Origin of the sequence: Schaedlerella arabinosiphila (assembly GCF_003885045.1) — a bacterium.
Taxonomy (GTDB): domain Bacteria; phylum Bacillota; class Clostridia; order Lachnospirales; family Lachnospiraceae; genus Schaedlerella; species Schaedlerella arabinosiphila.
This window is the reverse complement of record NZ_RHJS01000002.1, coordinates 1,180,308-1,205,444: the sequence shown is the minus strand read 5'-3', so window position 1 is coordinate 1,205,444 and position 25,137 is coordinate 1,180,308. Positions and strand designations below refer to the sequence as shown.

Sequence of the window (25,137 nt, the reverse complement as noted above, 5' to 3'; positions counted from 1 at the left end):
TCTCCTTACTTTATCCGTTTTTGTTTTTACTATATCTTATCCGGAGTTCCATTACAAGACAAACATGATAAAAACGCCGGCTCCCTTCGCAAGGATTTGACAGACTCTGCCAATCCGTCTATACTGGAATGAAAAGATGTATGAAGCCGCAAAGAGATAAGGAGGAAAACTATGATTACCCTTTTCAACCGTAGAGAAGCCTATATCACCTATTCCATGCAGGAGCAGAGCGAGATCCGCAGCTTACTGGCGCAAAACGGGCTTGACTATTCCGTAAAGGTGATCAACCGAAAGAGCCCGTCTCCTGCGGATGCAGGCTCCAGGGCCCGTATGGGAAGCTTTGGCGAAAATCCCGGTCTGATGTATGAATATATCTTCTATGTCCATAAGGACGATATCGAAAAGGCCAGGCGGATTGTACAGGCCCGTGGGAAATGAACGTCTGGGCTGGAAGCGGCGCAATGTCCTGGTTTTTGAATGTCAAAGGCATCTTTCCTCGGGATCATGGCCGCTCCGCCATAATCCCGGGTGACTGCTATACCGTCTTTCCGGCTGTTCCCATCCAGTCTGAAAATTTTCTGTACGTCCGAAGCTTCACCTCCCCGGTCATGCCGTAGTCTCTTACTTTCGCAGTGATATGGAACATAGAATCCGCCGATGTCTCCTGTGCCTCTCCGCCCTCTTCCGTGACCTCCAGCGCATTATTCGCGCTTGCGGCAAGCTCTTGGGAAGACGCATTCCCGCTTTCATAATAATTCCTCGCCCGCAGCCGGTTATTCAGGCTGGTGGACACTTCTACCAGGAGCTTATTCTTTCCCGCATGCAGCAATTCACTGATATCGACTGACAGGCGGTCTATATCCACAGCCCTCGCCTTTTTATCGTTTACAAAGACTGCTGCCGTGTGCCGGTTCAGGGAACCGATCTGCAGCAATGCGCCGCATTCCTCATCCCAGTCATCAGGAAGCTCTGCTTCTGCCGTATAATATCCGATTCCGGAAACTTCTTCTCCGACGGCCGGAATGTCTTTCCATGGCTTTAGTTTTATTTCTCCCGTCTTCAATCGTGTTTTTTTTGTTTTGTAGTAAATCTCTTTTGTGATAAAGCCTTTGCCCCGGTCTTCCACGATACTTTCTTTGTCCCCTTCATTCCAATCCTCCACAGTAAGGTTCCAGACCGGCAGAGAAATATCCTCTGGCACCTCTGCGGAAAATGTGCAGCTCCTTCCATCGGAAAATTTCACTTCATAGTCCCCGGACTCGAAGACAGATGCCTGGAATCCTTCTCCGTTTTTCTGCAAGCCTCCGGCATTTGTATATACTGCATGGATCTCTTCCCTGCGTGACAAATCAATCACATAGATGCATGCCTCGCCCGGAGCCAGCGAAACCTCAAATTCGGTCCGTCCGCCGCGGAATATATACACACCGACTTCTTCTGCCTCTGCATTCCAGCAGTCGATCCGGTAAGGCCGGCCCTCGCCCTGTACTTTCAATACAAATGAATGAGGCTGGCTTTCCGTATATTTCATGTTGTATGTATATACATAGATTTTACTGCCATCCTGTCTTACATGGGTCAGGATATTCTGATTGCTTTCAGCAAATTCTGCCGCAGGAAGGATTCCCATTTCCCTCAACGCCCGGCATGTGTCTTCCTGTTTTTCCACCACCCTCACATTTGGCAGAAGCTTTACCTCCTCCATAATATTTTCTAACTGCTCATCACTTTCTTTCAGGAACGGGGTCTTGGATGCCGCCCTCCGATGGGTTTTGGATACCCCGAAAGGACGCAGTGTTTCATTGACCCCATTTACCAAAAGAACCGGAAGTCCTGCTCTTGCAAGGGATAAGAGCTTTTTGGCCGATTTCAGCGGAAGCGCCTCCTGATAAATGATCAATGCCCGATACCCCGGTCCGTCCGGCAAAAGTCTGCCATCTGAGAACTGCACAAACGCTTCTTCCAGAAGCTGTGGGGCGAAATAATCCCATGTATATCCCTGGTTCTGCAGCCTCATATCTTTCCAGTACATTCCTTCATTACCGCGCATCATCTTATTTGCGTAAAAGTCTTCTTCCTCATATCCTGCAAACACCTGATTGTTGATATAATAGTCCAGACGCAGTATCCCAAGATCCATCCGCGGCTTTCCTCTGCGCAGCAGCATCTGGAAACGGGCCAGCATGGAGGTCCAGTCATTGTAATGCCGGAAAGCAGGCTGGCGGCTGCCGAAGCGTTCTGAGAAAATGGGCCACATCCCCTCGTGGCCGGGCCACTGGGTCGTGCCTTCCGTCCCGGCAATGCTGGAATATCCATGTAAGACCGTTTTCGTGACGCCTGCCGCAAACTGTGTATAGATAATCTGTGTATAGAAATCCAGCCCCATCATATAATTCAGGAAGGTTGCCCCGGTCTCGCTGGAAAATGTCTTATTGTAAATATGTGCCGCTCCTGCCATGCTGCGGTAGGATTCGATCTGGGATGCAAATTCCAGTGATTCTGTCTCGATACCGTCTACATATTTTCCGGGCTGTGAGATTTCAAACGGCAGCCCGTAGGAAATTTCCGCGCGCAGAGTCATGCCGTGGCCATGCAGCCAATCCTGCATCGGATGGAGCATATTTTCCATATATAAGTCCGTCATAGTCTGGTAAAAATCATTGTGCAGCTTTTCAATAAACGCTTCATCCCTGCAATGATAATGGTATTCAAACACGAACTGCATCATCCCGGATTCTTTCAGAACAAAGGGCAGATACGGCGTCAGATCATATCCCCTTCTTTTTTCAAATTCCTCCAGATAATGATATCCCCAAAGCTGGCCGCCTTTGCCAAATGTACCAAGCTCCAGAGAATCCATATACATCATGCCGCGGCCGTTTTTATGCAGGTTCTCTTTAAGTTCTTCCGTCAGGACCGTGCTGTCCCAGTATTCTTTAAAGGCTTCCACCCCATATTGATCCATATAATTGATCGTATAAGATGTGCTTACGGATGGCTGCGCTGTCTGTCCGGTTCCATGGAGCCAGAAGTAAAACAGCATATAATCCCCGTCTCCCGGCGCCTGCCAATCCAATTTTCCGTCCTTTACCCTGCTTGTCAGGACAAAGATGCCGTTTCGGTCCAGATAGATCTTTCCTTCCGTCTCTTCTTCTATGCGTGCCGCCACAACTGCCACTAGTTCCTGCTTTGTCACGCCCGGCATGGTCAGCACAGATCTCAAAATTTCCCCATGTCTTTCCGTTTTTGACAGAACACGTTCTTCTGCCACATCCAGTTCCTTTGATGCCGCCCTGTCATCCGGCGTGATCGTGATCAGATTGGCATTTGACCAGTTCGTCCCGCTGGTCATGCTGACGCCCATATTGCGTTTTGTAGTCTCCTGCACGATGGTATGTGTATCATGAATCCACTCCTCCGACCCCCATCCATACACACTGGAATCCACTCCCTGTTCTTCCATTGCAAGAAATTCCACAGCCCCAAAACCTGCCTTGTACAAAGAACGGATTTCCGTTTTCAGCGTCTGATCCGTATGGAATCCCTCTGCCAGCCACCAGCGGATGTCCGGCCAGTATTGGATATCCGGTTTTTCTAATTCCCTGATTTTTATCATGTCCTTTTCTCCTTAACCAATTCCTTTTTATCCTTTCGCACGCTGCTTTTCCAATACTGCATTCTGCTCTTCCAGCTTTTCCTTTGTCAGGGGGTAGCATTTTGCGAAAACTGCCGCACCAATAAAATACAATATGGACGGGATTACAATGACACAAAGCACAATTGCGGAATTTACTCCTGCAGGCTGTGTTGTCAGTGTCTGGTCAAATCCCACTGCTGCCAGAATATATCCGGGTATCGCCCCGCCAATCCCCATACCACATTTTGTCACGAAGCTGGATAAAGAAGCAATGGCCCCTTCCGTACGCTGTCCTGTAACCAGTTCTACATAATCCGTATTATCTGCCTGGATACCGTACATGATTGGCGTAATCAGTCCGTTAGCACAGCCTCCAAGGAACGTTGCCGCTAATAGGATCGGTATATTGGTTACATTGACAAGCCGTAAGAGCGGCATGATTCCAAATCCGACCAGACCGATGCAGTAAAGCTTCTTTTTCCCAAACCTTGCGATCAATGGGCCAATCATTGTCATCATCGCAATGGATGGAATCAGCGGCAGCATGGAAACAATGCTCAGCATTTTCAGATCTCCCAGCACATAGCTGTAAAAATATACATTTGCCGCATTTACAATATTCGTCCCGACCATGTAGCATAAATTCATCAAAAATGTAACCCCGACCGGTTTCCGGGTGATGATATGGATCAGGTCCTTTAGTCCATAACGTTTCCCCGACTGCGGCAGAACCCGTTCTTTCATCCCGAATGCGCCTAAGATAGAAAACGCCATAATAATCACAATTGCGATCACAATCAGCTTCACATATCCATCCGCATTGGAGGTCTCGCCCAGAATGATCGGAGCAAGCATGGTAAATCCTACATATCCCAGTGTATATGCCACGCCTTTGATGCTGCTCAAAGCATTGCGCTCTTTCATGTCCGCAGTCATAACCGGAAGCATACTGTTCAGCGAAATATCCATAACCGGGAACAGTACGCCGATCAGGAGATAGGAAATATACGCGATGACCAACTTTCCGCTTGTCGCCATCATAGGCCCGAACCAGAGCAGCGCGAAGTTTGCCGAGCATAAAATCGTTCCCACCATCAGGGTCGGCCGAAAATGTCCCATCTTCGTGTTCGGCACATGGTCGATGCAGAATCCTACCAGCGGGTCATTAATCCCATCCAATATCCGCGCCACTAAAAACAATGTGGCACAGGCTGCCGGATTCAGTCCGCAGACATTGGTATAAAAGATCAGCAGATAAGAACCGATCAGCGCCTGAATTGGAATATTTCCCAGATTTGCTAATACGTAGGATATTTTTTCAATCCCGCTTACTTTTTGTGAAATATCTTGCTTTTTGTTTTCCATAAGTTTTACCTCTTTCCTCTTTCTGTTTTTATTGCTTTCTTGTGGAAATTATAGTATTCTATAGAGGGAAATAGTAGAGAATAAATTGGCAGAAAACAGCATTATATTGTCAGAATAAATTTAAAATATAAGCATTATATTGCTGTTTTGAAGGAGGGTAGGTTTATGTTTGATCATATTCATTTACATAAAACAGTATATCGGAGAGGAGAACAGCCTTTGTCCAGGATTTCTCCTGAAACCCTGCCTGTAGAGCGTTTACTTGAGCTGCCGGATGATACGGTCTTTTTCCAGGATTGTTCCTACTGCCTGGAAGGCGTCGGCTTTTCCTGCTCCAATCATCCGCTGACAGAATTTGCCCTGAAAAATTTTTTCTATATCCAGTCCTTTTCCATTTTGGATGCCGGGGCAAGCTATTACACCCGCAGGAAAAATTTCCATTCTTATTTAATTTCCTATACATATGAAGGGGAAGGCTATCTGGAATATGAGGACGAATCCTGTTCCGTAAAAGAAGGGGAAGGATTTTTTATCGACTGCAGAAAGCCCCATTATTACCGCACAGAAGGGACTCACTGGAAACATAGCGACCTGCATTTTTCCGGTTCTTACTCGGAGTATATCTACCAGCAGTACATCAACGGGGGCAATGCACATTTCTGCCAGCCCTTAGACGGGGAATTTCTTCCCATGCTGGAACGGCTCATCGAACTGCACGAAACCATTGCCCCTTGCCGTGAACTGCAGATTTCCAGCCAGTTGGAAAGCCTGCTTGTACTTTTGCTGTGCAAGACCCCGAAATATGAGAATACTGTCAAAAAGATCCCGGAGCATTTAAAATATCTCATCAGCTATATTGAGAATAATTATGCCGGCCCGCTTACCCTGGACTATCTGTCGGAATTTTCCAGTATCAGCAAATACCACCTCTGCCGGTTATTTAAAAAGTATCTGGGATTTACGCCGAACGAGTATATTATTCGGCTCCGGATTGAAAACGCAAAGAAACTGCTGAAAAATACGATGCTCCCGGCAAATAAGATCGGAAGCATCGTAGGAATCCAGGATGAGAATTATTTTTACCGGATGTTTAAGCAGCGTACCGGACTGTCACCGCATGATTATCGTGAACATGGCTGAATCCATTCGTTTACGTTTTTTACAATCCAGTCAGCAAGTTCATCCATGCCCTCTCCTGTTTTTGCGGAAATAAAGAGGATCTCAATATCCTGATTTCTCTGCTTTGCATACCCGGCCGCTTTTTCCCTGTCAAAATCAAAATATTCGATCACATCCATTTTATTGATCACAAGGAGATCGCATGTCTCATACATCAGCGGATATTTCAGCGGCTTATCGTGTCCTTCCGGAACCGAAAGAATGGTCATGTTTTTGACCGCTCCTGTATCAAATTCCGCAGGGCAGACCAGATTTCCTACATTCTCCAGGATCACCAGTTCCAGGTCTTTACGGTCAAACTCTTTAAGCCCCTGCCTTGTCATATCCGCGTCCAGATGGCACATCCCTCCGGTATGGATCTGGATCGAAGGAACACCCGCGTCCCTCATCGCCTCTGCATCGACTGCAGAATCTATATCTGCTTCCATGACGCCCCATTTGATCCGGTCTTTCAGCTTATCCGCAAGGGCAAGAAGCGTTGTGGTTTTTCCTGCTCCCGGAGAGGACATGAGATTTAGTAAAAAAGTATGTTCCTCTTTCAGTTGGCTCCGCAATAAATCTGCGTCTTTATCATTATTCTCAAAAATACTTTGTTTGACTTCAATTACTTTTAAATCTGACATTTAGACTCCTTATCCGCAACTGTTTCGATTCCTTCACTTGTTCTGCCTGTTTTTTGCACCTATGTCCCGTATACCTTCAATTCCTTGATATTGCACTCGTTTCCGGTAAGCAGATAGGTTCTTCCACTTCCGCAGTGCGGACATATGCGTCCGTATTGGACAGTTGCATACTTTTCTTTACATTCTTCACAATATGTAACAGCCGATAAAGTCTCATACTGTAATTCGGCTTCCGTCAGGACAGGATATCTTTTTCTGAAATAATTCCAGCAGTCCTTCAGATAATCCCCTATAATCCCGGAAACCTCTCCGATTTCTAATATAACTGCCCCGACCTTCTCGATGTCCTTTTCCTCTGCTATTTTTGTCACAGCTTTCGCCACATAAGTGACAATCCCTAATTCATGCATATCCTTCTCCCGAAAATTTGGCCCTGCGCCCCCGGATATCCAGGAAAAGATTCCGGGAACGTATCCGTTTCACTGCCATGGTCATTTCCTAACCCTGGTTCATCTTAGAGATGATTAACTGTTTGCGTTTCATCGCATACGGCATGATTGCTTTCGCCAGGCCCTCCTCAGAGCTGTACATCTGGGAATTTTCCGGAAGATCCCTTGACAGATGAATGGCGTCAAATTCGCACCTTGTGGTACAAAGGCCGCATCCGATACAGCGGTTTTCGTCCACAGTCGTCGCACCGCAGTGGAGACAGCGTTTTGCCTCTGCCTTCACCTGTTCTTCCGTCAGCGGCAGGCGCATATCTGCAAATGTTTTTGTGACATCTCCCTCCCGCATCGCAGGCTTCTGACGTTTTGACGTATCGTAAGACTCTATGGAAATATCATCTCTGTCCAGTTCAATGAATTGCCTTAAATCTCTTCCAATCGTAAGGCTCTGCCCCGGATGTACAAAACGGTTGATGCTGACCATGCCTTCCTTTCCATCTGCAATGGCGTCAATGGCAAATCTTGCGCCATGGTAAATATCTCCGCCTACAAAAATATCTTTTTCTGCTGTCTGCAGAGTAACCGGATCTGCTTCGGCAGTACCGTTTCCTCTGACCACAACCTTAGATCCGTTAAGCAGGCTGCCCCACTGCGGTGACTGTCCAATAGACATCAGCACGTTATCACAGGAAATCGTCATAACCTTCTCTTCGTCATACTGGGGACTGAATCTGTTCTCTTCATCGAAGACACGCACGCATTGCTTAAAAACGATTCCTGTAACTTTTCCATGTTCCGTCAGAATCTCTTTCGGCCCCCAGCCATTCTTAATCTGAATACCTTCCTGTTTTGCTTCTTCTACTTCATCCCCGGATGCGGGCATCTCATCACATCCTTCCAGGCAAACCATAATCGTTTCCTCAGAGCCTGCGCGAAGCGCGGTTCTCGCCACATCTACGGCCACATTCCCGCCGCCCACAACCACCGTTTTTCCGGCAAGCTTCTGCGCCGGATCAAGGTTCACTCTTCTTAAGAAATCCACGCCTGTCTCTACGCCGTCCGCGTCTTCTCCCGGTACACCGGCCAGCCTTCCGCCCTGCATGCCGATGGCGATATAGAACGCCTGATAGCCTTCCGCGCGGAGATCGTCTAAGGTAATGTCTTTTCCAACCTCCACGCCGCACCGGATGTCGGCGCCCATTGTCCGGATAATCTCGATTTCCGCATGGATCACATCTTTTTCAAGACGGAAGGACGGGATTCCATAGCGGAGCATACCGCCCGGTTCCTTCTCTTTTTCAAATACAGTGACCGGATATCCTTTGGTGCGCAGATAATAGGCGGCAGTCAGGCCTGCAGGCCCCGCTCCGATGACAGCGATCTTATATTCATCCCCCCACTGTTTTCCTTCATCATTTTCACAGACCGGGATATAGCGGCCTTCCGCCTTTAATTCCTGCGCCGCAAGGAACTTTTTGATCTCATCGATCGCAACCGGCTGGTCGATAGTTCCCCTTGTACAACGGTCTTCGCATCTGTGGTTGCAAATCGCGCCGCAGACTGCCGGGAAGGGATTGTCCTGTTTGATCAGTTTCAGAGCCTCCATATATTTTCCTTCTCCGGCCAACTGCACATACCCCTGAACAGCAAGGTGTACCGGACATGCGGTCTTACATGGCGACGTGCCTGTTTCATAGCAATGGATCTTCGCGTCCTCCCGGTAATGGTAATTCCACTGATCCACGCCCCACGGGGTCTCATCCGGCAGTAATGTCTTCGGATATGTAACCTGGCTCTTGTCCTTTTTACACAGCTTCTGACCAAGCTTTGCCGCACCTACCGGACAGACCTCCACACATTTTCCACAGGCCACACATTGATCAGCTTCAACATGGGCGCGGTAGGCTGATGCGGACATATTCGGCGTATTAAACAACTGCGAAGACCGAATCCCGTTGCAGACCCCGGGTGCGCAGTTACAGATGCCGACCACCTTGTCCTCACCGTCTACATTTACAATCTGGTGAAGGAATCCTTTTTCTTCGGCACGCTCCAGTACTTCCATACATTCCTCATAAGTGGCATAGCGGGCTTCTTTGCCTGACTCTACCACATATTCCGCCATATCGCCAAGTGCAATACAGAAGGCCCCTTCAATATCACCGGTTCCTTCGCCGCGGATTCTCTGCTGTCTGCGGCAGGAACATACTTCCAAAGCATATTTATCGTATTTCTTCAGCCAGTGGGAAATATGCTCTACGGAAACTGACTTGCTTTCGGCAGGGATTGCCTCTTCTACCGGAATTACATGCATTCCCAATCCCCCGCCTCCGGGCGGAACGTTGTCTGAAATCGGTCCTGCGGCCTGTGCCATAAGGCTGAACAGCGTTGCGATCTCCGGATGCTCTTCGATCAATTTGTTATTCATCATCATATACTCGCCGGAGCCTACCACAAACTTTGGAATAAAATAACGTTTGCTTTTATCCGGTGTGTCTCTGTCAAATTCCAGAATACCGGTTCTGCAAAGACCGTCACAGTAGGCCTGTGCTTCTTCTACTGACATATTGTTCTTCCCGGCCAGTTCCTCTACAGAATAAAAATTTACCCTTTTCTTTTCAAAAGACAGCATGAATCTGATTTCATCTTTACTCATGATCATATCCAGCGCCCAGACCTCCGGATCGTTCTCTGTAATGGCTTCCGGGCTGGCCTTGTCCCTGCGGTCTGTAATGATTGCCCCCAGTTGTTTTAAAAGCTCAAGCTTTTCTTTATCATCCACATGATAATCGTCCGGAAGGAAATCCTTTTCACATACCATATAGTTTTTTAATGACTCATTCGACATACTTTGTCCTCCTCGTGTTTGTTTCATCATCCCAGGATTAATATAATGAAATTATAACATTAACTATATGGATACAGGTCTGCTTATTATTTCGATTTAGGTCTTGACTTATTCGATTTTGGAATAAATAATATAGATACAGAAGGGAGGATTATCTATGGATATTTCTTATGTTTTAGAATTTGTCGTGCTTGCTGATACAAAAAGTTTCAGTGCAGCTTCCTATCAGCTTCATATGTCCCAGGCAGCTCTTTCCAAACATATTCAATCTATGGAACGAGAACTGGGACATCCGCTGTTTATCCGCACGACCCGCAATGTAGAGATCTCTGAGTATGGACAGATTTACCTGCCCTATGCACGTCAGATTTCAGAAAATGTCCGTAAAGCCGAGGCAGCTAGAATTGCTTTTGAAAAACGGTCTGATGCCAGAACAATCATTGGGGTGGTGCACAATCCTGACCTGTTTATGGCAACAGAACTTATATCGGGATTTCGGCGGGAATATCCGGGGATTCCGATTCAGATTTTTGAGGGGTCTCTAAAGGAGCTCCGCCGCGAGTTCCTAATGGGGCGGCTGCATATCATCAGTATGGCATATTCAACATGGGAAAAAGCGCAGAACCATTTTATTCCTGCCGGCAAAAGCCGCCTGACCGCCCTGATTCCCAAAGACCATTTTCTTGCTGAATATGAAAGTATCCCTCTCAGGCATCTGGGAAATGTTCCTCTCCTGGTTCCGGAGCAGACCTCTTTTCCTTATCAATATCTGCTGCATTTCTTTCAGCAGGAGGAGATTCATCCAGATATCGTGTATCAGGGGAACACTACAGGGGTAAAGCATCTGTTAAAAGAGGGCATGGGAATCTTTATCCAGGATGAGGCCATTGCCAAAACACAAATGGATGAAAATCTCGTCATCCGGCGCCTGGAACCGGATATTTCCTACACCTTTGGACTGGAATATCAGGATCATCTTACCAAAAATGAGCGGATCTATGTGAACTATATCAAAAAAATGTTGGCAGTATGAGATTTTTATGCCCCTCTTTCTGAAATGACCACAAACATTTTTCTTTGAGACAGTTTCTTATTTTCTTTTCAGCCGCCGGTACTGGTTCGGCGTGATATGATGATTTTCTTTGAAAATCTTGCAGAAATAGCTGCCGGTCCCAAACCCGGTCTCCAGGGCGATCTCCAGGATACTCTGATCCGTATTCCACAAAAGCTCCTGGGCCTTCTGCAGACGTATCGAGACCAGAAATTCCCCGGGCGTGATGCCCAGTATTTTCCGAAAGACACGGTAGCATTCCCGCTCGCTGATGTGCACCGCGTCTGCCAGCATGGCCGCGGTTATTTTTTCACTGTAATTCTCCCGGATCAGGGAGAGCATTTTCTTGATCCTTGCATCCTCTTCCGAATCAAATGCACTGTCTTCTTCTCTGCCTTCCATTGCCCAGGAATACACCGTCTCCCAAAGTTCGGAAAAAAGGCTTCTGACACGCAATTCGAAAAAAGGTGCCTTTTCCTGACTGAGCCGGATGCCCTCCTGCAGTCTCTCCAAAAATACCGCATCTGATGGATTTCCCTGATACAGGGGCCTGGCATCCAATCGCTTTCGTTCCTGCACGGGCATCATGTATTTCAGGTCGTATATGCTGCCGGAACTGCCTGCCAGGAAAGACCGGTCAAAAAACTGGGAACACAGCGCCATCTCTTCCGCCGTCTCCTGCCGATGCAGTGAATGCAGCGTACCGGAATTGATAAAGATGCCGTCTCCTCTGCGGAGGGTGTACTCATGATGGTTCGTCTTATACAGGATCGAGCCGCTCACGATATAGCCAAATTCAAACTCATCATGCCAGTGCCACGGAATGTCCGTCCAGTAGCATTTTTCCGGTTCCGGCATGTACAGTCCATAGTGCAGCAGCTGGTTCTGGTAGATGATCCTTTCTTTTTTTGTTTTGTCAATCTGGAATTTTGACGTCTCTTCCATTGTTCCTCTCTCAGACTCTGCAGTATGCGTTTTGGGTGGCAGAATCTTTATCTCTTTTGCTGGCTGAGCCTTCCTTAAAAAATGTCATAAAGTAGATTTTGAAGTCTGACAGCTTTTCCTTTAAACGGATGGGACTCATCGTAAGCAGCTGCTTCCTCTCTGATTTCTTCCATATTCATGTTTTTGAAATATTCTTTTCTCCAAATTGTATAATCAAAGCTTTCTCTTTTGATCATTGCAATAAAACGTTCTGCATTTACAACGCCTAATTTCTCTACTAAGCAAGCAAAGCCTGTATCCATAATTTCAACCGCATTACTCATCATCTTTCTCCTCCATCCGTCTGATAAACTCTCCCGGAGTCACGATTTCTATTTTTTCAGACTTATATTTTAAGACCCTGTCATCTGTGGTAATAAAAAAATCGCTTTCCGAAAAAATTGCACATGCAATATGAAATGCATCCATGTCCTTAATTCCTGTCAACTTTATGTTTTCCGCAATTTTTGCTACTTCTTTATCCTTTTCCTTTCCAACATAATATGATGCATTGGCTTCCATATATTTCGAAATAGCTTCTCTTTTATGCGCAAATCGATTTTTTGCATTTTCATAAGTCAGAGCAAAAGAAGCAACCAATTCCAGATCCCCTCTCCTTACCATATCCTGGATATGAAGTTTTGCTTCTGTTTCTAAATGAATCCTCATTTGTGATTGATCATCATAGGGGCGGTTATATCAACAGCTTTTCCGGCAGAATCTTTATATTTTTTGTCTGTATCCTTATTTAAAACAATCGTTCTTTGCAGTATCATGATATATTATAAACCAAAGACAGGAGGTTGTCATCTATGATTTATTATGTATCTGCAAATGCTTCCCATCGAGGAAGCGGCACGAAGGAAAACCCTTTCCCTACGATCAGCCAAGCTGCCAAAATCGCACGCCCGGGAGATGAAGTGATCGTTGCTCCCGGAATCTACCGCGAATATGTGAATCCGTTCTGCGGCGGCACCGACGAAAATCATCGGATCGTATACCGCAGCGAAATTCCTCTGGGGGCAGTCATCACCGGAGCCGAGCCTGTCAAACACTGGACGCCTTATGAGGGACATGTGTGGACGGCCCGGATTCCAAACGGCCTGTTTGGAAACTACAATCCCTACACCACCGTGATCCGGGGAGACTGGTACAATGCGGTCACACCTGCCCATACCGGGGAAGTCTACTTAAACGGAAAATCCCTGTATGAGGCCGCTTCTCTGGAGGAGGTAACGCATCCTTCCAAATATCTCAGTTCCTGGGACCCGGATTTTACAATCTACAAATGGTATACAGAGCAGGACGGAGACCACACCGTAATCTATGCCAATTTCCAGGGCGCAGATCCCAATGCGGAGAATGTGGAGATCAATGTACGCCGCAATTGCTTTTACCCGGATCAGACCGGAGTGGGATACATCACCCTGTCCGGATTTGTAGTAAAGCAGGCCGCCACCACCTGGGCTCCGCCCACCGCTTATCAGGAGGGCATGGTCGGCCCTCACTGGTCAAAGGGCTGGATCATCGAGGACTGTGAGATCTCCCATTCCAAGTGCTCCGGCATTTCTCTGGGAAAATATCTGCAGCCGGAAAATGAAAACAAATGGACTACCCGGCTTTACAAGGACGGCACCCAGACCGAACGGGACGCCATCTGCCAGGCTCAGAGGGAAGGCTGGACGAAGGAACGGATCGGCTCCCATATTGTGCGCCGCTGCAATATCCATGACTGCGGACAGACCGGGATCGTGGGGCATCTGGGGGGCGTGTTCTCTGTGATCGAGGACAACCATATCCACCATATCAACAACAAGCAGAACCTTGCCGGAGCCGAGATCGGCGGCATCAAAATGCACGCGGCCATTGACGTGACCATCCGCCGCAACCATTTCCACCACTGCACACGGGGGCTTTGGCTGGACTGGCAGGCACAGGGCACCCGGGTCACACAGAATCTGTTCCACGACAATGTACCGCCGAAGGGCACAGAGATTGCAGACGGGCTTGCCCTTGGGGAGGACATTTTCATCGAAGTGTCCCACGGCCCCACCCTCATCGACAACAACCTGCTGCTCTCCGACTGCGCCGCCCGCATCAGCACCCAGGGGATCGCGTTTGTCCACAACCTGATCACCGGCTCCTTTACCTGGGTGGGACAGGGGACGGACAACGGGGGACGACGCCTTCCCACACCGCGCTACACGCCCTACCATGTGCCCCACCGCACAGAAGTAGCCGGGTTTATGACCATCCTTCACGGGGACGCCCGGTTTTACAATAATATCTTCGTACAGAAGGAGATCCGGCAGGATCTGGCCGTATATGCAGAAAACAGCGGCATGGCCGCAATGTGTCAGTTTGTGTGCGGCACCAGACCTTATGACGGCTATCCCACGGCGGAGGAGTATTTTTCCAGATTCACGCCGGAATCTGCGGTGGATCACTGGGGAAAGGATATCTACTATGACCATCTTCCGGTGTATACAGGGGGAAATGTGTATTTCAACGGTGCGCAGCCCTGCGGCTGTGAGGAAAATTACCGGGTTGACAGGGAGCATCACGTCACGGTATCTCTGAAGGAGGAAAACGGCGGATACCGTCTGGAAACCAACCTGTACGAGCATCTCCCGGAATTTGAGATTCCCTTTGTCAGCACGGAAACGCTGGGGGAGGCATTTGAACCGGAGCAGAAGTTCGAAGAGCCTGACGAGACGCCGATTGTGTTTGCATATGATTACTTTGGAAATAAACGGGGCGTTGTACCGATCGCCGGGCCGTTTGCCGGCAGGGGTACGAAAGATGCGCTTGCCTGATCTGTAACTGTGGCTGCCGGGAAACAGCGGGATTTCCCGGCAGACCTTTTATGACTTGTTTTATTTTAAGGCATCATAGGATGCATCGTCTACCGGGTATTCCAGTTCTCTTTTACGGCACCTTCATTGTGTTCGCATATCAGTGATCAGCTTTCCTATATTGCTGCCTACACAATTTTCTAACTCTGCAACATCTTCACAAAATTCCTTTTCATTACTAATAGCCTTATCGATGTCCTTCAATAATTTCTCTGCCTTATAGGAGCTCTTTTTATACCCTGGCCAAAGTCTTCGAAGTTCTTGTTCTACATACCTTCTTTTTGCTGTCACTTTTGGATTTTTCAACAACTTTTCTCTATCCAGTTCAAATACTCCATCAAAATGTAACAACAGCCAAAATTCAAAACATGGGTTTGTGACATATAACCCAAATCCCATTTCTTCACACTTATCAATTACATACTGATACTGATTATTTCTGCTTTCTTCCAAGTTTTCAATAACCCGATCCAATATTTTTTTTGGATTACTCCATCCGTCTTCACTATAGCTTCTAATAATTGGAATAATCTCAATCAATGGGTTTATCTTCATTTTTTCACGCAGGGAACTAACTGCATCAAAATAGATCGCTTCTGTTTCAGAACCTTCGTATACGAGGAAATACTTTTTTAGAGTTTTATCCGACGCGAATACCTGTGTCCGCTCTGCAAATGTTCTTTTCTCTCTCATCCCTATACCTCTCGAATCGGAAATATAGTATTGAAAACCGGAACACCTCCATAACGTCCTTCCAAATAAGCTTTATCAATTTTCTGATCAAATCTGGCATTGTATTCCTCTAAAGAATAAATATCGGTTTCTCCGGATTTCCTTTTATTTACAAACCAAATTTCATCACGGCGCAGCAAATCAAAATCTAATAAGCGTGATTCATGAGTTGTTACAATTAATTGAATATTTTTCTCGGATGCCAGTTCTAAAAATGTTTCGACAAATTTATATGTCAGACTGGGATGCAGACATCGATCCAGTTCATCAATGATATATGTTTTGCTTTTACCTGATAACAGCACTTCTAATAAATCTAAAAGTCTTACAGTACCATCCGATTCCTCTGACAATTCAAACAAAACATTCTTTTTTTCATGTGAAAATTTAATTGTTTTGCAAATAATGTTTTCTTCCTTATCAATGTTGATCATGAAAAAATTTCTGTAACTTCGCATTACAAATCCAAATCCACCTAAATCCATATCCTCCTTCATCTCCACCATTTTCTTTTCAATATCCGCAAGCAAGTCCTCTTGAATCTTCTTTGGTAAATGTCCTAATACCTTCTCAACAGGAACTTCCACCATCTGAAAATCTGTAATCCCTGTCCCGAACGCTGCTATAATTCTACAGATTTTTTCTACATTTTCTGTTTCCGCCATGTAGGAGTAATCGGAAATAGGTCTGTTTGGATAATTAATATCCAAATTATTTTTTATCCACATATATACATCCTGAAATATGACGGCCTGCTTAAACTGTTGATACAAAGTCTTCTTATTTTGATTCATAACTGATAAAAATAATGCACTGCCATCCTCCTGTATATCCTCTGCATAAACATTCAATTTTTCTATTAATCCTTTTGCCTTTACTTCTCCGCCAAGTTCATAAGTCCCTTTGTTGATATCACGGCTGAAAATTAATTTTTCCCTATTATCCGATGTTAACTCTACTAACCATTCTGATATAAATCGGCTTTGGTTTAAAATCACCTCAAACCCATAAGCATAGTATTTATTATTTAATAAAATTTCTAATTCAAAGCTGGATATTATGGCAAATGTTACTTTATTGGCTGGACGCCGTGCAGCAGGGTGCACGACGCCGTGTGAACAGTAACCATACCTTGCCTCCCGATCATATCCCATTGAAAAACAGATAGCACTCGCAGAAAAGATATGATACTATTGCAGTATGAACCAAATAACAAGCGAACAAAGCAAATAACACATATTTTGAGGTACGATATCATGACATCTGTTTATCATTATCATTCGCCCCTGGGCGGTATTACGATTTCCGGCAGCGGAAACGAACTCACAGGACTATGGTTTGACGGCCAGAAGTATTTCGGCAGTACGCTGCCAAAAGAATATGAGGAACAGCCCCTCCCTGTGTTTGAAGAAACCAGGAAATGGCTTGACATCTATTTCAGCGGCAAGGCTCCGGATTTCACGCCGCTGCTGAAAATGGAGACAACGCCTTTCCGCAAAGCCGTATGGGAACTATTGCTTACGATTCCATTCGGGCAGACTCTGACATACGGCGGGATTGCGGACCGCATCGCAAAACAGATGGGGCTTCCTCACATGTCTGCCCAGGCGGTGGGAGGCGCGGTGGGGCACAACCCCATTTCACTGATCATTCCCTGCCACCGGGTGGTGGGAACAGACGGAAGCCTGACAGGCTACGCCGGCGGGATTGAGAAAAAGCTGCATCTGCTTACTATGGAAAACGCAGAGATTGTTCAAAGGTAGCCATACGTTTTCCTATGCTTCCAGAACATCCCCGCCGACAGCACCAGCGCCATCAGCTCCGCCGCAGGCGTGGCCAGCCAGATTCCGCTGACCCCCAGAAACAGCGGAAGCACCAGCATGGTGACCAGCATGAATACAAAGGATCGAGAAAATGCCAGAACCGCCGACACCACTCCGTTAGACAGTGCGGTGAACATCCCGCTTGCAAAAATATTAAATCCGATAAACATAAGCGCTATGGTGCAGATCCGGTTTCCTGTCACGGCCAGGTCATAGACCGGATTATCCGGCCTTGCGAACACGGATACCAGCGGTTTTGTCAGTGCAAAGGATGCAGCCAGTGACAGGACGGAAATGCAGGCGATCACTTTCAGGCTGATCCGGATCAACGTTTTCAGTTTTCCGTGGTTTTCTTCCCCGTGATAATAGCTGATCATGGGCGCCACCCCGTAGGAATATCCGGTATACAGGGAACTGACAAACATCAGCACATACATGATGATCGTCACCGCCGCCACGCCGTTTTCCCCCACATATCTCAGCATCGTCCAGTTGAACATCATCGTGATGATCCCGGTAACAAGTGCTGTGGCCATCTCCGAGCATCCGTTTGACGCCGCGTTTACAAGCACCTTGATACGCGGCACCGGTTTGCGGAAATGGAGAAGGCTTGTTTTCCGGCTGAACACGAACAGTCCCACAACCGCTGTCACAGAGTATCCCATCCCTGTCGCCACGGCCGCGCCGCCGATCCCCATATCCAGCATCCCTATAAATACATAGTCCAGCACCATATTCAAAACGCCCCCCGTCACGGAGCATACCAGTGAAAGCGTTGCCTTTTCGCTGGCGATCATGTAAAGGGTAAAGTTATTCATCAGCAGGATCGGAACCGTAAACAGCAGATACCGGCTCAAGTATTCCACACAGTATCCGGCCACCTCCGCAGACAGATTCATCCCCGCAAATACCGGCCCCATCGCCAGATAGCCCAGAGCGCACATCACAAATCCCACCGCCGCGTTGACCAGGATCAAAAAGGTAAAGTCCTCCCTTGCCTCCGAGACCTTCTGCTCTCCCATTTTTTTCATGATCACCGCGCTGCCTCCGGTGGCCAGCATGGTGGAAACGGCGGTCACAACCTGGATGACCGGCGCCGTCAGGTTAATCGCAGAGAGCGCGTTTGTACCGATCAGGTTGGACACAAACAGGCCGTCAACCATGGTGTAGAAGGACATAAATACCGTCATGGCTATGGTGGGGACGGCAAATTTCAGAATATGCTTCAATGTGACCGGCTTTTCGTATAAAGTTTGATTTTCCATTGTGTTTTCTCCTTGCTTTTATAATCTGTATATAGTATCATAGACCGTACAGTAACTGTACGGTCAAGGAGATTTTTAAAAAATGATTCAAAACGAGAAATTGCTCACCATCGGCCAGTTTGCGGCCATGCACGGAATCAATAAGAAAACACTGATGTGGTATGACGAGATCGGGCTGTTCCGGCCGGCGGCCGTCAACCCGGAAAATGGATACCGCTGTTACAGCTATCGTCAAAGCGCTGTCTTAGAGACCATTCTCCTGCTTCGGGAACTGGACGTATCTGTCAGCGAGATTCAGGATTTTATGAAAAACCGTTCCGCCGCCAGCCTGAAAATCCTGTTGGAAGAAAAAATAACGGCCCTGGATCAGAGTATCGAACATCTGAGGTCGCTCCGGAAAACGTTATGCAGTTATCATGAACATATGGAGACCCTGCTGACTATGGACCTGTCCCAGATCCGTATTGTGGAAAAGGAAGAACGGGCCTTAGTGACCGTTGAGATCACCGGGGAGACCTCTTTTGAAAAAGAGGTAGAAATGATCACCGCTGAGACGAAGAAATGCCAGCTCCGCCGCCTGCACGACGCCTCCTACGGGACCATGCTTCCGGCGGAAAGCATTTACGGAGGGCATTTTGAGGACCATACCCGCCTCTTCATTGAGATTCCCGATCCCGGGGCATCGGTTTTTACGGAAGAATCCGCAGAACCCCGCCCCCGGGAAAGCGCATTCCATATACAGCCCGCCGGCAGGTATATCCAGGCTTTTCACAAGGGGCCATGGAAAGAGATCCCCCGCAAATATCGGGAAATCCTGGATTTTGCCGAAGCGCAGAACCTGACGCTGTACGGCTTTTCTTATGAAATGGGGATCAATGAAAATGTGATCGAGAGGATGGAGGATTATATTACGCAGATTGAGATTCCAGTTTCGTAAACATTCCCTTTTAGTATCTGATTCATTACTAATCGCGTCCAGTTAAGCCGTGAATTATAACTATAACTATAATCAAAAAATTTTCGTATTACAAACGCTTGCTTTAAGCACACAATAGTAATATAATAGACATATAAAGAGTGAAAGGAGATGTATCTATGGCACTGGCAACTTTAACCGCACGAGTAGATGAAAATGATAAAACCAGCTTTGACACATTTTGTTCCAATGTCGGTTTAAATACCTCCACTGCTATTAACCTTTTTGTGAAAGCAGTCTTACGTGAAAATCGGATTCCCTTTGAAATTACACAGTCACCTGATCCTTTTTTTTCTGAAGCAAACATCGCTTATGTAAAAAAATCTGTACAGGAACTGAAAGCCGGAAAAGGGAAATCCCATGAACTGATCGAGGTGGACGATGAGTGAAAAAATATGGTCTGATGATGCCTGGGATGATTACCTCTACTGGCAGACACAAGATAAAAAAACAATAAAACGTATCAATCAGCTTATCAAGGATATTGAACGAAATGGCTGTATGAATGGAATCGGAAAACCAGAACCTCTGACAGGCGATTTGCAAGGGGAATACAGCCGTCATATCAATGATAAAGACCGCCTTGTGTACCATATGGAAGACGAACGAATTTATATTGCACATTGTCGAGGCCATTATAAAGATACGTAGTTTATCTGGCAATGAGGCTGGTCATCCTCTGACCAGCCTTCGTCTTTTTCCCTAATCGGATTCCATATTTCCCAAGATTACTCTTCTTTCGTAAACCGTTCTTCCTCCGGATATTCCTTCTTTTTCACAACCACGCAAATGACCCCGTAGCATACAACGATAATCGCCGCATAGACGGCCGCATAGATATAACTGCCTGTCAGCTTCCACAACGCGCCTGTCCCCACAATGCCTCCCAGCACTGTAGAGGAAAAAGCGTTCGTACCGGTAACCGCTTTTCTTGAAACCTCCAGCTTCCTTTCCCAGACCAGCCGCGCCAGGCCAAATGCGGGAAGGATCATAGCAAACATATACAATAGACGTTCCGCTTCCATAGCGACTCCTTTCTGCCGCATAAAAACGGCTGAAACGAATTGATATTTGTTACGTTCATTTTACTCTGAACCGCCGGATATGCGGGCAGAAATTCCTCGTACCGCAGAGGGATTCCAAGCAGGATCAAAACCTGCGCGGCAGGCAGATGCTACAGAAGCTCCTGCATAACGACTCTGCATTTTTTCTTATGACATGCGATCCCATATTTCAGAACAGGCTTACATCCCTTTGCCTGAAGCAGCGCTGTATAGTTTTTCTCTTCCATCTGCTTCATCGCCTCTCCAATTGCTGCATCCATCTTTTCTGACTCCGAATATTTCAGTTCTATCACTATTCCAAGCCGCGTACTCCCTGGTCCGTACTCCGTCTCAATGATGATGTCTGCAAATCCGTCCCCGGATTCCCACTTTCCAAAGCGCTGCACAAGATATCTATATTTTTTCCATCCTGCCTCTCATTTTCAAAAAACTGTTCTAAAATCTGTTCTGAAAATATATTTCTGATTTCTGTATTTGGAATCATGAGCTGCCGCTTTCTACCCTGGGCTTTTCCGCGCTGTGTCAGATATCCGGTCATAAACAGCACACTCCACATATTTTCAATCGAGTCATACATTTCTTTATAGGTCAGTTTATCCTGGATGGTCATTGTTACAGCTTCCCCATCCATCAGCCGCTCAATCTGCCGCTTCACCGTAGCAGGCTTTGCCTTCGAAAGAAATGTATGGATGATATCATTTCCGCTTGTGTTCATCCAGTATTCCTGCGGATCAGCGATGCCATTTCTTCATAATATCCGCTCTGCTGTGCCTTTGCCAGAGGTACATCATACTCGTCAATCAGTATCAAGGTTTTTTTGCCAAAATGTTTGTACAGAAGCCTGGATAATAAAGCCAGCGACACCATCACCGTTTCCTGTGTTTCCATCCTCAGCAGTTCAAAATAATTGCGTTTGTCTGTCTCCGTTAATCTGTCGCTGTCTGCCAGAAGCTGATACCGTTCGGCTTCCCTTTTCAGTTCATAGCGCAGCATTCCTTTTGCAGTCTGAAAATCCGCTCCTACAATCCCCTTAAATGTGACGGAAATCACAGGAAATTTTCCCATATACCTTTCGCACAGCGCATGCTCCCCTGAAATTGCAAGGCCGACAAACAGTTCTTTTTTTGCGCCTGTTTCAAAAAAACTTTTCAGCATACTCATATTCAAAGACTTTCCAAACCGCCTTGGACGTGTAAAAAGGTTCACTTTTCCCCATCCTTCCAACAAATCCCTGATCAAATTTGTCTTATCGATATAGTAAAAGCCTTCTGTACGAATCTCTTCAAAACTTTCGATGCCAACAGGCAGTTTGATTTTTAATTCTGCGGACATACCGGATCACCTTCCTGCTATCATGCCTAAATCATAAATGCTGTTCCTTTTCTTTATCATGTCACAAGAAGTATCTATTGTCAACCTGCTTTCCCTGTAACCGCTATTTTACCGGCCGGGTGCCTTGCAGCAAGGTGCAAGGCACCGTGAACAGTATGTGCCTGCAACTAACAAAACTCTACCGTTTTCAGCACCACGCTGCCGCTGACAGCTTCTATTTTGATGACGACACGTTCCCCGCTTCCGGTTTTTCCTGCCGGAATCGCCGTGATTTCATTGGAAACAGGTACGCTGCCTTCAAAAATGATCTTCTCCCCCTCGGAAACCCGGATCTGATTCTCTCCCGCTGCCATCCCATGGAGCCGCACCGAAACAGGCTCCTTTGCCTCTCGGACCGTATAACTTGCGCAGTCGCCTTCCTCCAGCCGGAGCCAGATGTGGGGATAGTCGCCATACTTTTCCGGATGGGGATTCATCATAGCAAGTCCGCCCAGATCGTTTGGCATATATCCCGGTTCGTAAACCAGATGCATCCTGTCCTCCCGGCGGTAGCCGCAGTAAAGCGCATAAGGCCACGTCCCGCTGTACTCCTGGTCCGTATCGTATCCACTGGCCAAAACCCGGATTCCCGGGCGCCGCAACATGGCCGCCACCCGGTCTATTTGTTCCGTGCAGTTTTCCAGTTTGATATTCTCCAGCAATTCATCAAAAATCTTGATTGCCTTTGCATAGCCCGGTTTCGCCGTACCTTTCGCACAGTAATCCACGATCTGCCGCCACCCTTTTGGATCGGGGCTGCAAAAAGAAACCGAATAGGCGGCATCCACGCCCTCCAGCGCTTTCGCACACCAGATATTGTAGCTGATATGATACTCCATCATCATTTCAAATGTCACTGCCATCCAGGTGCTGCCTGCCTCGGGATTGGCCGGGCTGCTCCCTCCGGTCTCCCCCATCCACACCGGCACATTCCACTGCGCCCGTTTTTCCAGGATCGGTCCGAACAGGGCCAGATCCGGAAATGTCTCATAGCAATGGGTACAGATCGCCCAGTTGTGATATTCCGGATCATAATCGTGGTCAAAAATATCCAGCCGATTTGCAAAACGGTTTCCCTGTATAAACAGAATATGCTTTTGATCCACCTGGCGGACCGCCGTCACGAGCCGGTCATAGAATGCTTTCAGTTCCGGGATCAGGCAGTCAAATTCCGGCAGTGAAATAGGCTCGTTGAGCAGGTCGTATCCCGCAATGATCCAGCGGTCCGCCCAGCGCTCGGCCAACTCCTGCCACAGGCGAATGGTGCGGTTTGCCCCTTCCTCATCCAGGAAGAGGTGGGGTTGGTTGTCTACGCCGTTGTCACAGGAGACTGCGCTCTGCCCCGCACAGGCCGCATGCATGTCCAGAATCACATACATGCCGTACTTCTCGCACAGGTCCAGATAATGCTCCAAAAATTGAAAATGCTCTTCGATAAAATGATAGCCCGGCTCCTCCTCCAGCAGAAGCCTCGCATCCAACGGAAAACGGACCGAATTAAATCCCTGCTCCTTCATCTTCCGAATATCCGCCTCCGCAAAATAGTTGTCTACCCACTGCTTCCAGAATTTCTTTTGATAAGACGGGCCGCACAGCTCGGCTACAAACTGATCCATCGTCCGTCCCCGGTCAAATTCGCAGGATCTGGCAAACCGTCCCATCACCCCGCCAAAGGGAGCACCGCCGAATAAAAAGCCTTCCGGGTTCAGCCAGTTCGCCACGCCAAGGCCGCGCAGGAGCACCTCCTGTCCCTTCTCATTTATAAAGATCTGTCCGCTGGTTTTCAGCCAGCCGTCTACTGTTTGAAACATATTCAATCCCCTCCTCTTCCATGTGCAATGATTTCATCTATTTTTATCCGCCTTTATATCCCGCCGTTCTCCAGCAATTTCTCGAAAGAGGATTTCTCCGGCAGCGGCAGCGCAAATCTCTTTTTCAGCCACGCGCCCGCCAGATCCGCCCATTTTGCCGCATCCGGATATACCTGCGACAGGGATTCTGCCGAAGACTGGTCCGAAAGCGCCAGACCGTGGGGACCTTCCTCAAAAATATGCAGTTCAAACGGAATCTTCTTGTCTGCCAGCGCGTGTGCCATCCGGATCGAATGCTGCACCGGGACCAGTTCATCCTCCGCCGTTGCCCACAGAAAGACAGGCGGCATATGCTCCGTCACATTTCTTGCCGGACTCACTGCTGCCAGAACCTCATCCGAAGGCTCCGCCTCTCCCAAAAACGCCGTATTGGAAGCCGCAAAAAATGCCTGATCCATAGGACTGGCGTCCTTTACGGCCTCTTTCATGTAAATATAATCACTGAGCATATACCCCAGGATGGCTGCCGCAGGACGGAACAGTTCCTTCTCTTTTCCGAAATGTCCGCTGATCATATCCGTGTGCCAGTTTGCGGCATACATTGCGGCATTGTGCGCCCCGGCAGAGAAGCCGCAGACCGCGATTCGGTCTACATCCACCAGCCACTCCCTTGCATGCTCCCGCACGATCAGCATAGCCTGTCCGATCTCCCGCACAGGCACAGGATTCTGACAGTGTGCTTTTGCGGTCAAAGGCTTCGACAGATCCGGGAACGCGCCCGTGCCTTCACAATACGTAGAATATCTCAGTACAAACGCATGATATCCCATGGAGGCAAATTTTAACGCAATCGGCTCCGCCTCACGGTCTGAGCAGTTAAAATATCCGCCGCCCGGGCAGATGATCACTGCTGGCCGGTCTTTCCCGTTCAGAAGCTCCGGGGAATCCTGCAAGATGTATGTTGTCAGTGTCACATCCTTCCTGTCGTCATATAAATAGATCACATTACTCTGCATCGCTTTCTCTCCTTTTCTTTTTTACAAATCAGAACAAGACCGCACAGCGCCTGAGCGATCCTGTTCCAAACATTGCATATACAGTCAGCGC

25 protein-coding genes are annotated in these 25,137 nt (G+C 47.4%); 8 read left to right on the top strand and 17 right to left on the bottom strand.

All coding sequences use genetic code 11. From position 1 onward, the window contains the following. Positions 1 to 171 precede the first annotated feature (171 nt). Entirely contained in the window at positions 172 to 438 is a 267-nt protein-coding gene (locus EBB54_RS06000; protein WP_125126747.1) for a hypothetical protein, read from the top strand. 97 nt (positions 439 to 535) lie between these two features. On the opposite strand, the gene EBB54_RS05995 is transcribed toward EBB54_RS06000, so the two are convergent. Further along, positions 536 to 3,616, bottom strand: coding sequence for a glycosyl hydrolase (locus tag EBB54_RS05995; protein ID WP_125126746.1), 3,081 nt, complete (start codon positions 3,614 to 3,616; stop codon positions 536 to 538). A 27-nt stretch (positions 3,617 to 3,643) separates the two neighbouring features. After that, positions 3,644 to 5,002 carry an MFS transporter gene (locus EBB54_RS05990; RefSeq protein ID WP_125126745.1) on the bottom strand — a complete coding sequence of 453 codons (1,359 nt, stop codon included), beginning with the start codon at positions 5,000 to 5,002 and terminating at the stop codon, positions 3,644 to 3,646. Positions 5,003 to 5,167: 165 nt separating this feature from the next. Between EBB54_RS05990 and EBB54_RS05985 the strand changes: the two genes are divergently transcribed. Further along, positions 5,168 to 6,142 carry an AraC family transcriptional regulator gene (locus EBB54_RS05985; RefSeq protein WP_125126744.1) on the top strand — a complete coding sequence of 325 codons (975 nt, stop codon included), beginning with the start codon at positions 5,168 to 5,170 and terminating at the stop codon, positions 6,140 to 6,142. On the opposite strand, the gene hypB is transcribed toward EBB54_RS05985, so the two are convergent. The 3 genes from hypB to EBB54_RS05970 form a co-directional block, all read right to left on the bottom strand. Next, entirely contained in the window at positions 6,124 to 6,804 is a 681-nt protein-coding gene (hypB, locus tag EBB54_RS05980) for a hydrogenase nickel incorporation protein HypB (protein WP_125126743.1), read from the bottom strand. The genes EBB54_RS05985 and hypB overlap by 19 nt on opposite strands. A 59-nt stretch (positions 6,805 to 6,863) precedes the next feature. After that, the gene (locus EBB54_RS05975) at positions 6,864 to 7,214 is read right to left on the bottom strand and encodes a hydrogenase maturation nickel metallochaperone HypA (protein WP_125126742.1); all 351 of its coding nucleotides are present in this window, start codon (positions 7,212 to 7,214) and stop codon (positions 6,864 to 6,866) included. A gap of 88 nt (positions 7,215 to 7,302) precedes the next feature. Continuing rightward, the gene (locus EBB54_RS05970) at positions 7,303 to 10,071 is read right to left on the bottom strand and encodes an FAD-dependent oxidoreductase (protein WP_125130623.1); all 2,769 of its coding nucleotides are present in this window, start codon (positions 10,069 to 10,071) and stop codon (positions 7,303 to 7,305) included. A 184-nt stretch (positions 10,072 to 10,255) separates the two neighbouring features. On the opposite strand from EBB54_RS05970, the gene EBB54_RS05965 reads away from it, so the two are divergent. Further along, a complete protein-coding gene (locus EBB54_RS05965; protein WP_125126741.1) occupies positions 10,256 to 11,131 on the top strand; it encodes a LysR family transcriptional regulator in 876 nt (291 codons plus the stop codon). Positions 11,132 to 11,188: 57 nt separating this feature from the next. Here EBB54_RS05965 and EBB54_RS05960 read toward each other — a convergent pair whose 3' ends face one another. From EBB54_RS05960 to EBB54_RS05950, 3 genes are all read right to left on the bottom strand, one after another. Then, positions 11,189 to 12,094, bottom strand: coding sequence for an AraC family transcriptional regulator (locus EBB54_RS05960; RefSeq protein ID WP_125126740.1), 906 nt, complete (start codon positions 12,092 to 12,094; stop codon positions 11,189 to 11,191). 74 nt (positions 12,095 to 12,168) lie between these two features. Next, positions 12,169 to 12,420, bottom strand: a complete 252-nt coding sequence (locus EBB54_RS05955) for a hypothetical protein (protein ID WP_125126739.1) — start codon at positions 12,418 to 12,420, stop codon at positions 12,169 to 12,171. Next, complete coding sequence (locus tag EBB54_RS05950; protein WP_044984963.1) at positions 12,410 to 12,802, bottom strand: hypothetical protein; 393 nt, start codon at positions 12,800 to 12,802, stop codon at positions 12,410 to 12,412. Before EBB54_RS05950 ends, EBB54_RS05955 begins: the two co-directional genes overlap by 11 nt. Positions 12,803 to 12,945: 143 nt before the next feature. Between EBB54_RS05950 and EBB54_RS05945 the strand changes: the two genes are divergently transcribed. After that, on the top strand, positions 12,946 to 14,949 hold the full coding sequence (locus EBB54_RS05945; RefSeq protein ID WP_125126738.1) for a right-handed parallel beta-helix repeat-containing protein: 2,004 nt from the start codon (positions 12,946 to 12,948) through the stop codon (positions 14,947 to 14,949). Positions 14,950 to 15,072: 123 nt separating this feature from the next. Here the strand turns inward: EBB54_RS05945 and EBB54_RS05940 are convergent, their stop codons facing one another. Both EBB54_RS05940 and EBB54_RS05935 read right to left on the bottom strand, forming a co-directional pair. Beyond that, a complete protein-coding gene (locus tag EBB54_RS05940) occupies positions 15,073 to 15,681 on the bottom strand; it encodes an RloB family protein (protein ID WP_125126737.1) in 609 nt (202 codons plus the stop codon). Positions 15,682 to 15,683: 2 nt separating this feature from the next. Further along, positions 15,684 to 16,826, bottom strand: coding sequence for an AAA family ATPase (locus EBB54_RS05935; protein ID WP_243127557.1), 1,143 nt, complete (start codon positions 16,824 to 16,826; stop codon positions 15,684 to 15,686). 150 nt (positions 16,827 to 16,976) lie between these two features. Between EBB54_RS05935 and EBB54_RS05930 the strand changes: the two genes are divergently transcribed. Further along, entirely contained in the window at positions 16,977 to 17,483 is a 507-nt protein-coding gene (locus EBB54_RS05930; protein ID WP_016296911.1) for a methylated-DNA--[protein]-cysteine S-methyltransferase, read from the top strand. Here EBB54_RS05930 and EBB54_RS05925 read toward each other — a convergent pair. Continuing rightward, positions 17,474 to 18,808, bottom strand: a complete 1,335-nt coding sequence (locus EBB54_RS05925; RefSeq protein ID WP_125126736.1) for an MATE family efflux transporter — start codon at positions 18,806 to 18,808, stop codon at positions 17,474 to 17,476. The genes EBB54_RS05930 and EBB54_RS05925 overlap by 10 nt on opposite strands. A gap of 82 nt (positions 18,809 to 18,890) precedes the next feature. Between EBB54_RS05925 and EBB54_RS05920 the strand changes: the two genes are divergently transcribed. From EBB54_RS05920 to EBB54_RS05910, 3 genes are all read left to right on the top strand, one after another. Next, complete coding sequence (locus EBB54_RS05920) at positions 18,891 to 19,745, top strand: MerR family transcriptional regulator (protein ID WP_125126735.1); 855 nt, start codon at positions 18,891 to 18,893, stop codon at positions 19,743 to 19,745. 158 nt (positions 19,746 to 19,903) lie between these two features. Then, positions 19,904 to 20,173 carry a type II toxin-antitoxin system RelB/DinJ family antitoxin gene (locus tag EBB54_RS05915; RefSeq protein WP_016296914.1) on the top strand — a complete coding sequence of 90 codons (270 nt, stop codon included), beginning with the start codon at positions 19,904 to 19,906 and terminating at the stop codon, positions 20,171 to 20,173. Then, entirely contained in the window at positions 20,166 to 20,435 is a 270-nt protein-coding gene (locus EBB54_RS05910) for a Txe/YoeB family addiction module toxin (protein ID WP_125126734.1), read from the top strand. Before EBB54_RS05915 ends, EBB54_RS05910 begins: the two co-directional genes overlap by 8 nt. A gap of 77 nt (positions 20,436 to 20,512) precedes the next feature. Here EBB54_RS05910 and EBB54_RS05905 read toward each other — a convergent pair whose 3' ends face one another. The 6 genes from EBB54_RS05905 to EBB54_RS05890 form a co-directional block, all read right to left on the bottom strand. Then, positions 20,513 to 20,809, bottom strand: a complete 297-nt coding sequence (locus EBB54_RS05905) for a hypothetical protein (protein ID WP_016296916.1) — start codon at positions 20,807 to 20,809, stop codon at positions 20,513 to 20,515. 149 nt (positions 20,810 to 20,958) lie between these two features. Beyond that, positions 20,959 to 21,234 carry a PD-(D/E)XK nuclease domain-containing protein gene (locus EBB54_RS32455; protein WP_305137700.1) on the bottom strand — a complete coding sequence of 92 codons (276 nt, stop codon included), beginning with the start codon at positions 21,232 to 21,234 and terminating at the stop codon, positions 20,959 to 20,961. Further along, positions 21,141 to 21,563: a hypothetical protein gene (locus tag EBB54_RS32450; RefSeq protein WP_305137703.1), complete on the bottom strand. Its 423-nt coding sequence runs from the start codon at positions 21,561 to 21,563 to the stop codon at positions 21,141 to 21,143. The genes EBB54_RS32455 and EBB54_RS32450 overlap by 94 nt, the downstream gene beginning before the upstream one ends. Next, positions 21,560 to 22,180, bottom strand: a complete 621-nt coding sequence (locus EBB54_RS32445) for an AAA family ATPase (RefSeq protein ID WP_330554390.1) — start codon at positions 22,178 to 22,180, stop codon at positions 21,560 to 21,562. Before EBB54_RS32445 ends, EBB54_RS32450 begins: the two co-directional genes overlap by 4 nt. 167 nt (positions 22,181 to 22,347) lie before the next feature. Beyond that, positions 22,348 to 24,030, bottom strand: coding sequence for a glycoside hydrolase family 5 protein (locus EBB54_RS05895; protein ID WP_125126733.1), 1,683 nt, complete (start codon positions 24,028 to 24,030; stop codon positions 22,348 to 22,350). A 53-nt stretch (positions 24,031 to 24,083) separates the two neighbouring features. After that, on the bottom strand, positions 24,084 to 25,046 hold the full coding sequence (locus EBB54_RS05890) for an alpha/beta hydrolase (protein WP_125126732.1): 963 nt from the start codon (positions 25,044 to 25,046) through the stop codon (positions 24,084 to 24,086). Between the last annotated feature and the right edge of the window lie 91 nt (positions 25,047 to 25,137).